This is a genomic window from Mycolicibacterium sp. XJ2546, assembly GCF_053483195.1.
In genome coordinates this window covers 1-16,116 of record NZ_JBEFRW010000011.1, presented here as the reverse complement: position 1 = coordinate 16,116, position 16,116 = coordinate 1, and the positions used below count along the sequence as shown (strand labels likewise).

The window sequence follows — 16,116 nt, the reverse complement described above, 5'->3', positions numbered from 1 at the left end:
GACTGATCGTCACGGGATAGTCCGCCGCGCGGATCGACGCGGAACACTCGCAGCGGCGCCAGAAGGTGCCATCCCAGGGATCGTCATACCAGCGAATCATCATCGTGCACTGCGCCCCGTGGCTGCACAGACCCGCAGCGCACTTGCGACATTCGGTCAGTTACTCGCTCCCCTCTGCGCCACCTCGGCGCTCGTAGCACTTAGCTGTATAAGCGGGAGACTTCGAATATCTCACCTTTGACCGTCCAGTTGTTACCACCGCCCGGAGGCGTTCGTTCTGCAGCGAGCAACTCCCCTGCCACGCAGAGGTGGTCGGAAGGATCCCATTTGACGCCGTCTCGGTAGGGAGAGACGAGACGGTGCACGGCGCCGAGCACTGCTCGGCGTTGATCCAATAGGTGGTGTTCGATCTCGATGGAATCTGCCGGAAGTACCGTTGCCAGCCGCGCCGTCACTTCCGGTAAGACCGTCGTGTCGGTGTGCGCCTGAAACGCGCAGACCACCCCGTCGAGGATCCCCTTCATCAGTCCGCCCCACACCGGCGAACGGCCGTGCGGCGGTCGAACCTCGACTCGGACGCCGAACGGTGTGTCGGACGCAGCTGTGGTGAATGCCTTTGGCTCGCCGCGTTTCAGCGCGAGCCACACTTTTGCCAGTTCGGTTCCATCGCTGGTCGCACCCAGGTCGGTCCAGCCGAACTCGGCCAGCGTTTGCTCCCGGCGCCAGTGACGGAAGGTATCCGACTGCGGTGCTAGCGCGTAGCGGTAGCCGAATTGATACGCCGCATCATCGGTACGCGGGAGCAACCCGGAGCCATGTTCGAAGCGAAACCCGTTTCGGCCGGCGGTCTCAAACGAGCCGATGTTGTAAAGCAGAATATTTTCGATATCGGCTCTGGGGTGCTTGGCACCGAAAAACGTGGCGTGCAATACCTGCTCGGACGACGGTTCAAGTTGTCGACAGCGACTACGGATCCCGTCGCGCAGACGCTGTTGCCAAGCAGCCAGGTTATCGAAAGGGATGTACTTATCGGCCCAAACCTCGACTGTGGCGCTGCCCTCCGACGGTCCGTGGATCGAGTGGCGAACCTCAGCTGACGCGGCCGTCGCCGGCGCGCTGTGCTTGGTTGAACTGGACGGTGCAGCGATGCGATCTGGGTGGCAGGTTCCGCACCGGACAATCAGCGCGCCGACCTCGTTGATCGCCCACTGATCGAGTTCAGCGACTTCCTCCGCCCACACCTTTACGTACGTTCCGGTCAAGGCACCCCCTTTGGAGTTCTCACCGTTGATCGTCCGGCAGTCGGCACGATGCAGACGCGCATGATTAGCGCTGTAGCTGCGCAAAATATTGATCACGTAGCCATCGGGGTGTGCGGCGAGCCATGCCAGATAGCCCGCGTCGTCGTCACGAAACTCAAAGACATCAGGGTCAGCGTCGCCATACTCTTCAGATTCGATCCCCTCTTCCAACAGTGTCTGGGTCGAAGAGTTCGTAGGACTGGATCCTGACCCTTCGGCGACGAACCGCGCATCCACCGAGGCGGTGACCTTGATGTCCGCCGGCACCAGTTCGACGTCGGCCCCGTGTGCGGCCTGTCTCATCGGGGCAGCCATCAACTCGTGGGGCTGCCCGCCGCCGCCGGAACGAGGGTCAGCCGACAGCATTCCAGGGTCGGCGATCGCAACAGGGCTGATCGCGCCGAGCCCGAGGGCGGCGGCGTACAGTCGAGCCCGTTCGACGGCGTCGTGAACGGCCCGTTCGCGCACCTGCCGCACCAACTCATCGCGTCGGGCCCTCGTCAGCGCCCACACGATGTTGGCGACCCGAAAGCCTTCGGTGTTCGTGACGTGCTCACCGACCCAGGACGACAGCGCGGTGAAGTCACGAAACCTCACCTCGATGTTGACGCTGGCATGGTGTACGAGCGGCAGCTGTTCGCCGTCCTGGTTCCACGGCCGAGTCGACCAGGTGCGCAACCGCTCGGTCGACCAGCGGGTGACCGCGGAATCGTCCCCCGCCTTCAACTCGGCCACCGACGCCTGCACCACGTCCAGATCACGTACCACCTGCGTGTATACCGGTTCCATCGACGGACCTGAGTAGCTGATTGATGCGTGGACGGTGCCTCGCTCAGGCGGTTGGGATTCCTCGAAGGAGCCACGAACCGTGATCTCAGTAGCCATGCAGTGAGACTAGCGTCGCCCACTGACATCGAAGCCGAACCGTCGCCGGCGCCCGCTAGCCAGAATCATCGAGAAGTACAGGTACACAACGGAATGCAGCCCGCGCCCGACAGGATCAGCCGCAGCGCGCTGAGGCTTCCCCCGTCGCACACCACCGCGTACATGATCAACGACCACGAGTCAGCACCCCTCGCGAACCTGGGCCGCTGCACGCAAAAAGTTATCCGTGGACGACCGCAGTCAGCTAACCTCTGATAATCAACTACACCGCGGTGAGCTGCCACGCGAGCCGCGATCGCTTCTTGGGGGAAATATGTTCCGGCTCTTTGCCGTCGCCGCGGCCACAGCTGCGCTGGCCTTTGTTGCGGCTCCGATCGCTTCGGCACAACCCGATCCAAAGATTCCCAACGGAGCAGCCAATTGGTGCCCGGGCGGGCAGAAACCGGGACAGGGCGGGCAACGATACTGCCTCGGCGAACCGTTCCCCGATGGCTCGTTCTACTCGCAGACCTGGAGCTTAGGCGCGGGCGGCCCCTTCGGACCGGGCTCCTGGAACAGGATGGCGTCGTGCAGCGCGATGGTAAACGGTTCGATACAGGGCGGTCTGCCCTACGGCGGTGTTCCCGAATGCGGGGGCGGGCCGCGCGTCATCTACTTCTGACGGTCTGGTCATCGAAGCGCGTAGCGAGGTCCGCGTCTGCCGTCTTGAGTAGATTCCTCCTCGGGAGGCAGGATGCACATCGACACAGACGTCGCGGTAATCGGTGCGGGCCTGGCCGGATTGACGGCAGCCCGTGTCCTACGCCGCACCGGTGTCGAGGTCGCCGTGCTGGAGGCCCGCGACCGCGTCGGCGGACGCACGTTGAATCACCGCCTCGGCGACCCGTACGGCGATGCCGTAGTCGAAGTCGGCGGTCAATGGATCGGACCGAACCACAAGCGCATCCGCGCACTGATCGACGAACTGGGCATCACCACATTCGACACCCACGACGAGGGAGCGAAACTGTGGGAGCGCTACGGCCGCATCCGCCGCTACCGCGGTGAGGTCCCCAAGGCGGGCCTGTTAGGCCTGGCCGACGTGCAGATCGCATTGACGCGGCTGGAACGGATGGCGCGCCGAATCGACCCCGCGGCGCCGTGGGCCGCCAAACGTGCACTGGATTGGGACCGCCAAACCGTCGCGTCCTGGGTGCAGCGGCACGTGCGGACCTCGCTGGGGCGCTCGTTCATCGGGCTGGCGTGCGAAGCCGTCTGGGCCGCCGACGCCGCGGACCTGTCGCTGCTGCATCTGCTGACCTACACCAGCTCTAATCACGGTCTGGCGCACCTCATCTCCACCCGCGGCGGAGCTCAGCAGACCCGTATCATCGGTGGAGCGCAACGGATCTCGGAGGCGATGGCCGCCGAACTCGGCGACGGCGTACACCTCGGCGCCGCGGTGCGTACCATCAGGTATCGCGATGGCGTCGACATCTTTTCCGACACCGCGACGGTGCGCGCCAAACAGGTGGTCGTCGCCATGAGCCCGGCACTGGCGGGACGCCTCACCTACGACGAGCCCCTGCCGGCCGACCGTGACCAGCTCACCCAACGCATGCCCAACGGCTCGGTCATCAAGTGCATGGCCGTCTACGACGAGCCGTTCTGGCGCGCCAACGGACTTTCCGGCCAAGGTGTCTCGCTGAGCGGACCGGTGAAGGTGTTCTTCGACAACTCTCCGCCCGCCGGCACACCGGGCGTGCTGCTCGGCTTCCTGGAAGGCAACCAAGCCCGGGACTTCGCCCGTCTCGGTCCAGCCGCGCGCCGTAGCGCCGTCGTCGACGCCTTTTCCACGATGTTCGGTGCGCGTGGGGCACAACCCATCGACTACATCGAAAAGGTCTGGGCCGCCGATGAATGGACGCGCGGCTGTTACGGAGCTTTCCTGCCGCCCAACACGTGGACCACCCACGGGCACGCACTACGCAAGTCCGTCGGGCCAATCCACTGGGCCGGCGCGGAAACGGCGGTGGAGTCGATGGGCTATATGGACGGCGCGGTGTCCTCGGGCGAACGTGCCGCGGCCAGCGTGCTTGCCGCGCTATAGCGCGGCCACATCACCAACGCAACAGTGCCGCAATGCCGTTGGCGTCGCTGAGCGCACCGGCGGCCGCGCCTTCGACCGGACTGATACGAGCCTTGGTCTCGAGTGCGCGGTCGATCAGCCGTTCGGTGAAGCGGGGTTCCGGTGTGCCGCCCCCGGGGCCGACCTCGTCGCCGCCGTACAGGGCGCCGTCCGCACCGATCGTCCCGGCATATCTGACCTCGGGGTCGTACACCAGGTGAGCGACCCGCCCGGCGGTCAACGCCACGGCGACTTCAGACAACCCGAGTACACCGCCCCCTGCACCGGCGGCGTCGCGCACACGGCTCAGCAACTGGCCCTCACGGTCTCCGTGTTGCTCATGAGCCCACTCGGTCACCGTCGCCGCCAGGGCATTGTCGTCGAGACCGCTGAGCACCCGGGCGTCGGCGAACACGATGTCGCGCAACTGTTGCGGAAATCGCGAGATCGCTGCCTCGGTGAAGCGGTCGCCCCCGCTGACCAGGATCCGCTCCCAACCCCGCTCCTCGGCGAGTTTCGCTGCCGCCTCGACGGCCTGGTCGAGGAACCGCTCGCTGTGCTCGCGTTCGCGTGACTGCCGCTGTTCTCGTTTCGGCGAATTGAACTGCCCCGGCGGACCGCCGCCGATTTGCCCCGCCCGCTCATGCGGGGCCTGAATATAGTCCTGCTCCAGCGTGCGCAGATCTTGCAGCGCTCCGAGCCGCCACTCGAGCATCCGCGCACCGCTCGCCGAGAGAACAACGACACCGGCCGCGCGCCCCTCGTCGAGCAGTTCGAGCAGCGGATGCAGAAACGGCCCCTCGTCGAGAACCAGCCGATTAGCCACGGGCAGCGAACTCTGCAGATGCAGCATCCAATCGCTGTCCAGAGCGACGAATGAGACCCGGCTGCGGCCGGTTTCCGGCCGGGCCGCCAGGCCCTCGATCTGCGGCCAGAGTCGCTCGAGCGCGGCGACCACGTCGCGGCTGCGCTCCGCCTCGGCATCCTCGCCGATCCGCCGCTGCAGTTCCCGGTACCGGTTCTTGAGGTCGATCGCGGTCGCCCGCAGGGTCGGGTCGGGTCGGGGATCGACGTCCACGTAGACCGACAGCACGCCCAGCGCATCTGTCCGACGCGAGAGTTCCCGCAGCCTGTCCTCGTCGAGTCGCTCCAGAGCTACCACGGTCCACCTGCCCTTCGCTTCAGTGGCTGTCTGTACCGACTACCCACAGTCCCGCCGCATCAAGCCCACCGATAGAGCGGTTCTCGCCTCACGCTATTCGTAGTTGAGCTCGGCTACCGGGAATTGCCGGTTGCTGAAGTCGATCTGCGCGGCCGGGTTGGCCACCGCGGTCACCACTCCGGATCCGAAGGCACCTTGGCGGTCGAACAGCGTTGCGGTGCCTACCGCGATCCCGTCGGCCGCCCAGTGCGAGTCGGCCTGTACGGCAAGCCAGTCGTCGAGCGGCAGCCGCGACAGCGCCACCGTCAGGTCTCCGTTGATGTAGCCGATCCCTTTGGTGCCGAGGTTGGTCACCAGGCTGGTCGACTCGGCGATCATCGCCGCCCGGACAAACGGTGAGTTCTTCTCCCCCGCAACGACAACGATTCCATCGTTGAAGAAGCACTTGCGCGATGTGTTCTGATGCGTCCCCGGCGAGCGCGTCCAGCCGACTTCCTCGCTGCCGACGTACGGCAGTACCTCACCGTCCGGCTGCGGCGGCTGCGGGACCGACACCGGTGCGATCCACTGCTCACCGGGCGGCGCCGATGAACGCCGGTACTGCAGCAGCGTTGCGCGCGCCACCGCTTTACCCTCCTGCAGCACATCGCATTCCGCACTGCGCACCCGGCGGCCGTCGCGCACCACCCGTACCTCGACGGTGGTCTTCACCCCGCGGGCAGCCTTGAATAGGTCCGTCGTCAACCGCGTGGGCATGAAGTCATCGGATCCGCAATGGGTCTCCAACACCCGGGCGACCAGTCCGACGACCGCAGGGCCGTTGAGGTGGTCGTCACCCCAGTGGCTCTGGGCGAAACGCGTCGGCATGAAGGCGCCGTCGTCGGTCAGCGTGAAATGCGCCGGTTCCGTGCTCATTTGCGGATCTTTGCACAGCCCCTGAAAGCGGTCGCTGTCAGGTGTTGCGTCCGCCGTTGACGCCCAGGATCTGGCCGGTGATGTAGCCGGCTTCTTCGGAGGCGAGGAACGCGCACGCGGCGGCGATATCCTCGGGCCGACCCATCCGGCGCACCGGTGTGGCGTCGATCGTCGCCTGGGTGTCGCCGAGGTATCCCTTGGCCTCGGCCTTGCGCAGCATCGGCGTGTCGATGAAGCCGGGCGGCACGGCGTTGACGGTGATCCCGGCCGGGCCGTATTCGAGCGCCAGTGTCTTGGTCAGCCCGTTGACCGCCGACTTGGCCGCCACATAGTGCGCCATGTAGGGCGCACCGGAATGGGTGCTCGAGGACGACACGTTGACGATGCGGCCCCAGCCCGCCTCGATCATGTCTGGCAGCACGGCCTGCACACAGTGGAAGACGCCGTTGAGGTTGACGTCGATCACCTTCTGCCAGTCCTCGAACGTGATGTCGATGAACCGTTTGAAACCGTCCAAGCCCGCGGCGTTGACCAGGATCGCGACCGGGCCCAACTGCTTGCGGATGGCCGACATCGCGGCGTCGACCTGGGCGCGGTCCGTCACGTCCACGGCGTGCGCGAACTCGTCGTCGCCGGGCGCGAGGTCGATGATCGCGACGCGGTGCCCGTCGGCGCGGAGCCGCTCCACTACCGCGCATCCGATGCCCGAGGCGCCTCCGGTGACAACCGCTGTCTTCATTGCGTGTGTTCCTTTCCTGGATCTGCGGTGCGCCGTGGTGTCCGCAGGCCGAGCGTGCGCCGTCCCGCGTTCACCAGGTGTTGGTACAGGGCGTCGTCGTCGTGCTCGGCCCACATCGGGCCCACGGCCCCGGCGATCCCGGCGAACACCATTGCGGCCTTGATCTCGCCCGCCGAGCCGGCGTCGACGTCGGCGAGCAACCCCAGCTGGCGGTCGATCAGCTCGCGCCAGTTGGGCTGCTCCTGCAGCGCGGTGGCCACGCTCGGGTCTGCCGCGAGGACGGCGGCAAGCGCGCGGTTACGCACCGCTAGCGCGACGTATCCGCTGAGCATGGCCTCCGCCCTGGCACGCGGGGTGCGCCGGGTTTCCGCGTCGCCGACGATGGTGCGCAGCTCGTCGAGGATTGGGTCGAGTACGGCGGCGAGCAGTTGTTCACGGGTCCGAAAGTGGTGGTAAATCGCGGCTTTGGTGAAGCCCAGCTCGTCGGCGATCATCTGCAGCGACGTGCCGGCGAAGCTGTGACGGATGAACAGCGCGATGGCCGCGTCGATGAGCCGCTGTCTGGTGCCCGCGACAGCAGTCAACGATCAGCTCCTCTCACCTTTACGGTCGTAAAGGACGATACTAGCCGATCGTAAAGCTGGTGCCGACGCGGCGTATGGCAGTGCCAAACTGCCGGCTCATCTGCTCGAGCCGCGCGCGTAGCCATTCGGCGTCATCGTCGGGCGCGTGTTCGAGGCGCATCCGCCGCATTCGCATCGGCGTCATCGAGAGGTTGGCGAGTTGGCCGGTTCGGCGGTCGATCGACGCGAAGTACAGCAGGCGAAGCTCGTGTCGGAAGGCCTCGTAGCTGCCGATGCCCTCGTAGTCGTCGACGGTGTCGCCGCACCCGTAGAGGATCAGCTTGCCGCGGTACACCTCGACGGGGCGCGGATGATGCGATGAGTGACCGTGCACGACGTCGACACCCTCATCGATCAGCCGGTGCGCGAAGCGGATCTGCGCGGGCGGCACCTCGTAGCCCCAGTTGGAGCCCCAGTGCACGGAGGCAATTGTGATGTCGCGGTCCCGTTTTCGCTCCCGCAGGCGGTTGGCGACGGCGGCGGCGGTGGCCTCGGACAGGTCGGGCAGCAGTGCCACCCCCGCGCGGTCGCCGGTGGCGGCCCAGGGCGCCGGGATGCCGCTCGTCACTGATCCGACCGAGGCGATCACCGCCTGCCCTGCCGCCCGAACAGGTTCGTGGGCCTGTCCGATGTCGGAACCCGCTCCGGCGCAGCCTATTCCGGCGCCGGTGAGCACGTCCAACGTCTCGACCAGGCCACGATGACCGAAGTCGAGGACGTGGTTGTTCGCCAGCGCACAGACGTCGGGCCGGATCGCGGCCAGGCACCCGATGTTGTCCGGATGCATGCGGTAGTGCACGGCCTTTCCCGAGGCGAACTGGCTTCTGGTGGTGATGCTCGTTTCGAGATTGATGAGGCGGACGTGGGGCCGAATCTCGTCGAGGACGGCCAGCGCTTCACCCCACGGCCACGCGAAGTCGACCGGAACGGGGATGGGGCCGTTGGTCTTTTCGGCAAGCGACACATACGTTCGCGCGTCCTTGACGACGGCTTCGCGCAGCGTCGGATCGCCGGGGTGCGGCAGGACCTGATCGATGCCGCGAGCGGTCATCACGTCGCCGGTCACAAATACGACGACGTCGTCGGTGCCCGCTCTCGACGGCACACCGCCAGTGTCCTCCGAACCCCGCGAGCGCGCAGAACGTCAGGGCCGGCGCGCCCGCACCACCCATACGGGGCGTCGTCCGACGTGGCTGCTCTCGACCACCGCGTCGCTGAAACCAGCCGTATGGCACTGCGCGGCAAAGGAATCAGCTTGTTGACGGGTCCAGCCGTGGCTGGCGAACCCGGTCGCACCCGGCTGTGTCTGGCGCTCGACGGCGAGCAGCCGCCCACCTGGCACCAGCACGCGATGCGCCTCGCGCAGCCCGGCGGTGACATCCTGCCAGTGGTGCACGGTGGCCAGCGACCACAGCACCGTTGCCGACTCGTTGCGCAGCGGGATGCTCTCCGCGGTGCCTTCGACCCATGTCACGTTCGCCGACTTCCGTGTGACCGCCCGCGCCATCTTCAGAAACATCGACGACGGGTCGACTCCGGTCGCGTGGGCGCCGCGGCGCGCGGCCTCCCGGACCGCGCTACCCGGCCCGCAGCCGATGTCGATGACGTGGTCGTCCGCCGAAATCCCTGCGAGGTCCATCACCAGGCGCGCGTTCTTCGGCCCCATCAGCAGGAAGACCAGCCCGCACAGCACGGCCATGACACCGGAGAAACCGGGATGATCGGCGTGATGGTTGACCGGTAATGCCGGTGTTGAGTTCATGACTTCAGCTTGCCGCGTGTCCGTTCCCATGGCCAGGTCATCGCCGCCCACACCGTGAACACCAGAGCGGCGGCCACCACCGGGTACCACGGCCACGGCCCGAATACGTCCAGCAGCGACGCCGTCGATGGCTTGCCGTTGAGGAACCCGTAGTTGGACCCGGCGATGCTGTTGAACGTCATGGTGACCACCGCCCACCCCAACGTCACCGCCACCACGATGCGGTAACTGCGCCACCGCGGCCGCATCCCCCGGCCCCAGGTGAGATAGATGGCGGTCCATACCACCACCAGGTGGATCCCCCAGAACGCCAGGAACCGGTAGTGCGGAAAGTCGGGACCCGTCAGCGCGGGTGAGATCAACGCCTGCACGCTGAGCACCAGTCCCCAGTAATAGGTCACCGCGTACGCCCAGTGCTTCTGCGACCACAACGCGTACGCGGTCACCATGGTGGCCAGGTCGGTCAGGTGCAACGGCATGGACCACCGCACATCGAACGGGACGAGGCCGTAGACCAGGACCCCGGCGTAGGTCAGCGCCGTCACGGCACCGACGATGCGTCCGAAGCGTCGGGACTGCGCTTGGGTCTGCCGTCGCCCCAGCCCTACCAGCAGTGCGGCGCCGACGGCGAAGACGGCCAGCGCGGCCCAATGCGACGGGCCATATGCGGTGAACTCATCTTGTGCGGTGATGTCCACAAGTCTGGCTGGCCTCGCCGAGGGGGCCAAACGAGTGTGAGCGCCGCCTCAACCCATAATCGAAAGAACCGAAGATGGGCTAACGATCGGAGCGGGTGTGGTCGGAACGGCCGCGGGCCATGCACCCGTACGGTCCCCGAGCCTGTTGGTGGCCGGGCTGTCCGTCGTGGTCATCACCGTCGCTGTGCTGCAGACCGCGGTGGTGCCGGTGCTGGGCGTCATCGCCGAACAACTCCAGGTGTCCACGATCGCCGTGAGCTGGGCGGTGACCGCGAACCTGTTGGCGGCGGTGGCCGCGACGCCGTTGGTCGGGCGGCTGGCCGACCTGCACAGCAAGAAGCGGGTGCTGCTGTGGGTGCTCGCGGTCGTGCTCGTCGGGTCGGTGCTGGCGGCGACGACGTCCTCACTGCCGCTGCTGATCATCGGCCGCGTCCTCCAGGCGGCCTCCTATGCCCTCTACCCCATCAGCATCGCGATCCTGCGTGAAGAGTTGTCGCGCGAGCGGTTGATGTCGGCGATGGCGGTGATGTCGGGCGCGTTGGGCTTCGGCGGCGGTGCGGGACTGGTGGTCGTCGGGCTGTTGATGAGCGGCGACGCCGGCTATCACCGGGTGTTCTGGCTGACCACCGCGTTCACGATCATGGTCATCGCCATCGTGGTGTTCGTGGTCCCCAACCGTGAGCGCAACGCGATTGGAACCATCGATTGGCTTGGCGCGGCCGGGCTGGCTGCCGGTTTGTCGACGGCGCTGTTGGCGATCACCCAGGGCTATTCGTGGGGCTGGGCCTCGCCGGCCACGCTGGGCTGCGCGGCGCTGGGCGTCGCACTGCTCGTCGGTTGGTGGCAGTGGGAACGCCGCGCACGCCAGCCGCTGGTGTCGACGGCGATGCTGGCGCGACGACCGATCCTGCTGACCAACCTCGCCACGATCTTCGTCGGGATGGGGTTGTACTTCGCGTTTCTGGGTTTGACGCTGTTCGTGCAGATACCCCGGGAGACCGCCGGCTACGGCTTCAGCGCATCGGTATTGGAAGCCAGCGTGGTGTACCTGTTACCGGGCGCGGTCACCGGCTTTCTGGTCGCGATGGCCAGCGGCAGGTTCATCGACCGGTTCGGTGCCCGGCCGGTGCTGGTGGTCGCGGCCGTCGCCGGCATCGCGGGGTTCTTGTTCGTCGCGTTCGCGCATTCGCAGGCCTGGCAGGTGATCGTGGCCAGCATTCTGGCCAACGCCTACATCAGCCTGGGTTACGGCGCGCTGCCCGCCCTGATCGTCAGCGAGGTCGACGCCGACGAGACGGGGGTGGCCACGAGCATGAACGCGATCGCCCGCACGATCGGCAGCTCGACGGCCGCCGCCGTGGTCGCGATGCTGCTCGCCCGCACGATGGCCGGGTCCGATGTGCCGGTGCAGAGCAGCTACGTGGCGATCTTCCTCGGCGGCGCGGTGACCGCCGCCCTGGCGCTGATCCTCATCGCGTTCACCGGTGCACGTAAGCCGACCGCGAAAACCCTTGAGGCGCAGTATGAAACACGCGCAATGAACCGCGAGTGGGGTTAACGCAGCGCCGCGAGGTTGTTCACCGACTTGCGCACATCGGATTCGACGACCTTGGCCACCAAGTTGCCGACCGGGGTGTTGAGCAGACCGCCGGTCAGTTCGGCGACCACCCGGAAGGTCGTTCCGGATTCTCGGCTTTCGACGTGCAGGCACAGCCGGATGCAGACGCCGCCACGCCCCTTGCCGATCAACTCGATCAGCTTGGGTTCGTCGTAGCGGGTCACGTGCCAGTGGATGACGTTGCGGAATCCCTTGACCTTGATCAGCGATGACACGGACGTGCCGACCTCGATGTCGGCGGGCACGTCGCTGCGCCAGCCGCCGAAGATGGTGAGCCATTCGTCGAAGCGTCTCAAGTTCGAAGCCAGCGCCCACGCCTGCTCGGGATTCAACTCAGACGACACCGCCACGTCTACCGTTGCCATGCCCTATCACTACCCGACGACGCGGACCGGGAAACGAACCGAAGCACCCGCCGGGCGGCACAGTGGATTCTTTGGGCGCACGTGGAAGCAACGAAGGATTCCATTGTCATCACGTAAATTCGTCACGGAATCGCTTGCGAAGGTCCGACTCCCCCTCCGACGAAAGGCACCGCCGTCATGCCGTCTTCCTCCGAGGCACTCGATCCCCGCGTCGCCACCTCACGGCGACGCTTCATCGGTGGCGGCGCTGCGGCCGCCGCCGCGATGGTCCTCGGTCCGTCGTTCCTGGCGGCGTGCGGATCCGAGGCCGGCCCTTCAGAGACCGCCACCGGCACGGACGGCCCCGCCAGCGGGACGTTGCGCATCTCCAACTGGCCGCTATACATGGCCGACGGTTTCATCGCGGACTTCCAGGACTCCTCGGACATCACCGTCGACTACAAGGAAGACTTCAACGACAACGAGGAGTGGTTCGCCAAGGTCAAAGAACCGCTGTCGCGCAAAAAGGACATCGGCGCCGACCTCGTGGTACCTACCGCGTTCATGGCAGTCCGGCTTCGCAACCTCAACTGGCTCAACGACTTCACCGAAGGCACTGTGCCGAACAAGAAGAACCTCCGGCCCGACTTGCTGAACGCCCAGATAGACCCTGGTCGCAAATTCAGCGCGCCGTACATGACCGGCATGGTCGGGTTGGCCTACAACCGGGCGGCTACCGGGCGTGACATCACCACGCTGGACGACCTGTGGGATCCGCAGTTCAAGGAACAGGTGAGCCTGCTCTCCGATGTGCAGGACGGCCTCGGCATGATCATGCTGGCTCAGGGCGCCGATCCGGCGGCGCCGACGGTCGAATCGGTGCAGCGGGCCGTCGACCTGGTCCGCGAACAAAAGGACAATGGCCAGATCCGCCGCTTCACCGGTAACAACTACGTCGAGGACCTGGCATCGGGCAATGTCGTGATCGCCCAAGCGTATTCGGGTGATGTGGTGCAACTGCAGGCCGATGACCCTGATCTGCAGTTCGTGGTCCCCGAGTCCGGCGGTACCGACTTCGTCGACAACATGGTGATCCCTTACACGACGCAGAACCAGGCCGCGGCGGAGGCGTGGATCAACTACGTCTACGACCGGGCCAACTACGCCAAGCTCATCGCGTTCACCCAGTTCGTGCCCGTGCTCTCCGACATGACCGATGAGCTCAACAAGATCGATCCGGGGTTGGCGAAGAACCAGTTGGTTAATCCGCCGCAGGCCACCATCGACAAGATCACCGCGTGGGCGCCGCTGGCCGATGAGCAGAAGCAGGAGTACGCGTCCATGTACGCAGCGGTCACTGGCCAGTAGCGGAGCCGGCCGGCGGGGTGGCTGCTGTTGCCGGGTGCGGTACGGCAATGCGCGGCACCAGCATCGGCACGCTCCGGCGATAGGCCTGATAATCCGCGCCGAGGGCGACAGACAGGTCGCGCTCCTCGAGCTGGATGGCCACCAGGATGTAGCCGGTGGTGACGGCCGCGAACAGCAGCCGCCCGCCTGACATCGTCGGCGCGGCCCAGAACGCGATGATGAAGCCCAACATCAGCGGGTGGCGCACCAGCCGGTACAACACCCGGACCTGGAACGGGAGCTCGGTGTAGGGCTGTCCCCGCCACGCCAGATAGACCTGCCGAAGACCGAACAGATCGAAATGGTTGATCAGAAACGTCGCCGCGAACACCATCGCCCATCCGATCCAGAACAACGTCCAGATCGCCACCCGGCCCGCGCTCGACGTGACGTCCCAGACCACCACGGGCACAGTGCGCCACTGCCAATAAATCAGCAGCAGTACCGCGCTGGCCAGCAGCACGTAGGTGCTGCGCTCGATGGCCGGCGGGATCAGCCGGGTCCACCACCGCTTGAAGGCCGGTCGGGCCATCACGCTGTGTTGCAGGGCGAACGCTGCGAGCAGTGCCACGTTGATCGCGAGCGCCTGGCCCAGCGGCGCCGCGATGCCCTGTGACACGCTGCGCGGAACGGCGATGTCGCCGACGAACCCGATGGCATACAGGAATGCGACTACGAAAACGGCGTAGCTGACCACGCCGTAGCTGACGATCAGAATTCGGCTCATGGCCTTATTACGGTTCATCCGGTGATGTTGGTTCAACGCCCTGCGTCAAAACCTGAGGCAAGTGCCTCAAATACCGCGATCGACCTCGTCAACCAAGCCCTGTTGCAGGGCATACATGCTGGCGCCGATACGGTTTGACACCCCGATCTTGGCGTAGGTGCGCTCGACGTGATTGCGCGCCGTCTTCTCGCTGATCACCAGCGCTTCAGCGATCTCCTTATTGGAGGCGCCGCGGGCGACCAGGCACAGCACTTCGATCTCGCGCGGGGTGAGGCCGCCGGGACGGCGCACCCGACGGTGCGCACGTTGCCCTGCGGTGTGCAGAACCGCCTCCACCGCCGTCGGATCGAGTTCGCCCGCCCGTACCCGCTTCTCGAGCCTGCGCGCCGCGGATGAGGAGGACAGTTGTTGGCGGTAAGGGCGCGGCTCACAACCGGATTGGTAGCTCACCGCGGCCGCCAGGATGCGGTCGGGCCTGCTGAGCGCGGCGCCGGGAAGACCGCGTGGATACCCGGTGCCGTTGACACACTCGTGGTGGTTGCCCGCGAGTTGCGCAACGCGTTCCAGGCCTCGCACCTGGCTGAGGATGCGCACCGTCAGATACGGGTGCAGCCGAACCCGCTCGAACTCGGCTGCGGACAAGGGTCCTGGTTTGGACCACACTTGGTTGGACACCCCGATGCGTCCCAGATCGTGCACGTGGCCCGCCCGTCGGGTCATCGCGACCGTGTCGGCATCGAGCCCGCACGCCGCCGCTGCGTCTCCGGCGAGCTGACCCACCCTTCGTGAATGCCCAAGTGTGAACGGACATTTCAAATCGACAAAGTCGCCAAGCGCCATGAGGATCTTGTCCAGCGCGTGCTCATCCAAGCGCTGGTCATGCTCGGGTGCCTCGCGTAGCGCCGCGGCCCACGCATCGCCCGCCGGTGGGCCGGCCAGGATATCGTCGGCGTACGCGACGAACGTATCGACAAGATGCGGGTCGAACTGTCCGCCACGTCTGCGGCGCGCCATCGCGACCGCGCCTTCCACACCCCTGATCCGGTGGTGGACCTCGCCCAGCTCGGCGAGCTGGGCGACGCGCGTCTGCACCGGTATCGCGTCGCCGTGTGCGCCTGCCGGTAACCCGCCGCCGTCGTAGCGTTCAAAGGCGAAAGCCAAGGCCGACTGCACATCTGGGCCGAGCCCGATCCGGTCGGCGAGCAGAGCCGCCGAGGTGCAGTGGGAGTGGATCAGTTGGGACAGGTGCCCTCTGGCGTTGGTGAACAAGGTCGTCATGACGCTCAGCCGGTGCATCAACGGCTGACCGCGGCCGACGTTGCTCATCAAGAACCACAGGTACGGCAGCCCCGACCAGTCCAGCAGGTAGGAGTCGCGGCGCACGGCGATGTCGTCGCCGAACCACCCGGCGTACTCGTGGGAGTCCGCGTGGCATCCGATCCACAGGATCAGGGTCGTGTAGTACACGCAGTTGCGTTGTGCGGGGCTCAGACCCAGCCGGTCGGCCAGCCGGGTGGCGATCAACGCCGAACGCAACATGTGCTCGGCGGGCTGCCCGAGGCCGAGGTCGATCGCCACCGACAACGCGGCCAGAAGCTCCGCGCGGCACGGCAATTCGGCCGTCTCCGGTTCCGGCCGGTGCAGTGCCATGAGCTGATTGTGCACGTCTTAACCGGTGTTGATCAGCGGATCGAGATCGTGTTTTCGACGACCCGGTGCCGAGCCGGGTCGAACGACTCGAAATGCCCGGAGCCGACGACGAAGATCCCGCGCTGCGGAGGACGGAAATCGGCGAGCCGGGCCTGCCGGTCAAGCGGCCCCACCGGCC

General features: G+C 66.2%; 14 protein-coding genes. 3 read left to right on the top strand and 11 right to left on the bottom strand.

Annotation, left to right across the window (positions count from 1 at the left end):
* Nucleotides 1–200 precede the first annotated feature (200 nt).
* The gene (locus ABQE44_RS17805; protein ID WP_448431135.1) at nt 201–2,186 is read right to left on the bottom strand and encodes an SIMPL domain-containing protein; all 1,986 of its coding nucleotides are present in this window, start codon (nt 2,184–2,186) and stop codon (nt 201–203) included.
* A gap of 733 nt (nt 2,187–2,919) precedes the next feature.
* On the opposite strand from ABQE44_RS17805, the gene ABQE44_RS17800 reads away from it, so the two are divergent.
* A complete protein-coding gene (locus ABQE44_RS17800; RefSeq protein ID WP_448431133.1) occupies nt 2,920–4,275 on the top strand; it encodes a flavin monoamine oxidase family protein in 1,356 nt (451 codons plus the stop codon).
* Between the two features lie 10 nt (nt 4,276–4,285).
* On the opposite strand, the gene ABQE44_RS17795 is transcribed toward ABQE44_RS17800, so the two are convergent.
* From ABQE44_RS17795 to ABQE44_RS17765, 7 genes are all read right to left on the bottom strand, one after another.
* A complete protein-coding gene (locus ABQE44_RS17795; RefSeq protein WP_448394108.1) occupies nt 4,286–5,455 on the bottom strand; it encodes an MSMEG_1130 family ribosome hibernation factor in 1,170 nt (389 codons plus the stop codon).
* Nucleotides 5,456–5,548: 93 nt separating this feature from the next.
* Nucleotides 5,549–6,370, bottom strand: coding sequence for an acyl-CoA thioesterase domain-containing protein (locus tag ABQE44_RS17790; protein WP_448394109.1), 822 nt, complete (start codon nt 6,368–6,370; stop codon nt 5,549–5,551).
* Nucleotides 6,371–6,407: 37 nt separating this feature from the next.
* On the bottom strand, nt 6,408–7,109 hold the full coding sequence (locus tag ABQE44_RS17785) for an SDR family NAD(P)-dependent oxidoreductase (RefSeq protein ID WP_448394110.1): 702 nt from the start codon (nt 7,107–7,109) through the stop codon (nt 6,408–6,410).
* Complete coding sequence (locus ABQE44_RS17780; protein WP_448394111.1) at nt 7,106–7,693, bottom strand: TetR/AcrR family transcriptional regulator; 588 nt, start codon at nt 7,691–7,693, stop codon at nt 7,106–7,108. The genes ABQE44_RS17785 and ABQE44_RS17780 overlap by 4 nt, the downstream gene beginning before the upstream one ends.
* A gap of 40 nt (nt 7,694–7,733) precedes the next feature.
* Nucleotides 7,734–8,837, bottom strand: coding sequence for a CapA family protein (locus tag ABQE44_RS17775; protein WP_448431131.1), 1,104 nt, complete (start codon nt 8,835–8,837; stop codon nt 7,734–7,736).
* 39 nt (nt 8,838–8,876) lie between these two features.
* The gene (locus tag ABQE44_RS17770; RefSeq protein WP_448394113.1) at nt 8,877–9,494 is read right to left on the bottom strand and encodes a class I SAM-dependent methyltransferase; all 618 of its coding nucleotides are present in this window, start codon (nt 9,492–9,494) and stop codon (nt 8,877–8,879) included.
* The gene (locus ABQE44_RS17765) at nt 9,491–10,192 is read right to left on the bottom strand and encodes a YwaF family protein (protein ID WP_448431129.1); all 702 of its coding nucleotides are present in this window, start codon (nt 10,190–10,192) and stop codon (nt 9,491–9,493) included. The genes ABQE44_RS17770 and ABQE44_RS17765 overlap by 4 nt, the downstream gene beginning before the upstream one ends.
* 97 nt (nt 10,193–10,289) lie before the next feature.
* Between ABQE44_RS17765 and ABQE44_RS17760 the strand changes: the two genes are divergently transcribed.
* Nucleotides 10,290–11,750: an MFS transporter gene (locus ABQE44_RS17760; protein WP_448431127.1), complete on the top strand. Its 1,461-nt coding sequence runs from the start codon at nt 10,290–10,292 to the stop codon at nt 11,748–11,750.
* Here ABQE44_RS17760 and ABQE44_RS17755 read toward each other — a convergent pair.
* Nucleotides 11,747–12,175 (bottom strand): type II toxin-antitoxin system Rv0910 family toxin, encoded by a 429-nt coding sequence (locus tag ABQE44_RS17755; protein WP_448394116.1) that lies wholly within the window; start codon nt 12,173–12,175, stop codon nt 11,747–11,749. The two genes, ABQE44_RS17760 and ABQE44_RS17755, sit on opposite strands and share 4 nt — an antisense overlap.
* A 177-nt stretch (nt 12,176–12,352) precedes the next feature.
* On the opposite strand from ABQE44_RS17755, the gene ABQE44_RS17750 reads away from it, so the two are divergent.
* Nucleotides 12,353–13,522, top strand: coding sequence for a polyamine ABC transporter substrate-binding protein (locus ABQE44_RS17750; RefSeq protein WP_448394117.1), 1,170 nt, complete (start codon nt 12,353–12,355; stop codon nt 13,520–13,522).
* Here ABQE44_RS17750 and mddA read toward each other — a convergent pair.
* Both mddA and ABQE44_RS17740 read right to left on the bottom strand, forming a co-directional pair.
* A complete protein-coding gene (gene mddA, locus ABQE44_RS17745; protein ID WP_448394311.1) occupies nt 13,509–14,288 on the bottom strand; it encodes a methanethiol S-methyltransferase in 780 nt (259 codons plus the stop codon). The two genes, ABQE44_RS17750 and mddA, sit on opposite strands and share 14 nt — an antisense overlap.
* Before the next feature lie 66 nt (nt 14,289–14,354).
* Nucleotides 14,355–15,938, bottom strand: a complete 1,584-nt coding sequence (locus tag ABQE44_RS17740) for an HD domain-containing phosphohydrolase (RefSeq protein WP_448431125.1) — start codon at nt 15,936–15,938, stop codon at nt 14,355–14,357.
* Nucleotides 15,939–16,116 lie beyond the last annotated feature (178 nt).

Bases quoted from the DNA above. Each gene is read 5' to 3' on its own strand.
- ABQE44_RS17805 (WP_448431135.1), bottom strand. From the start codon at position 2,186: ATGGCTACTGAGATCACGGTTCGTGGCTCCTTCGAGGAATCCCAACCG.
- ABQE44_RS17800 (WP_448431133.1), top strand. From the start codon at position 2,920: ATGCACATCGACACAGACGTCGCGGTAATCGGTGCGGGCCTGGCCGGA.
- ABQE44_RS17790 (WP_448394109.1), bottom strand. From the start codon at position 6,370: ATGAGCACGGAACCGGCGCATTTCACGCTGACCGACGACGGCGCCTTC.
- ABQE44_RS17785 (WP_448394110.1), bottom strand. From the start codon at position 7,109: ATGAAGACAGCGGTTGTCACCGGAGGCGCCTCGGGCATCGGATGCGCG.
- ABQE44_RS17770 (WP_448394113.1), bottom strand. From the start codon at position 9,494: ATGAACTCAACACCGGCATTACCGGTCAACCATCACGCCGATCATCCC.
- ABQE44_RS17755 (WP_448394116.1), bottom strand. From the start codon at position 12,175: ATGGCAACGGTAGACGTGGCGGTGTCGTCTGAGTTGAATCCCGAGCAG.
- ABQE44_RS17750 (WP_448394117.1), top strand. From the start codon at position 12,353: ATGCCGTCTTCCTCCGAGGCACTCGATCCCCGCGTCGCCACCTCACGG.
- mddA (WP_448394311.1), bottom strand. From the start codon at position 14,288: ATGAGCCGAATTCTGATCGTCAGCTACGGCGTGGTCAGCTACGCCGTT.
- ABQE44_RS17740 (WP_448431125.1), bottom strand. From the start codon at position 15,938: ATGGCACTGCACCGGCCGGAACCGGAGACGGCCGAATTGCCGTGCCGC.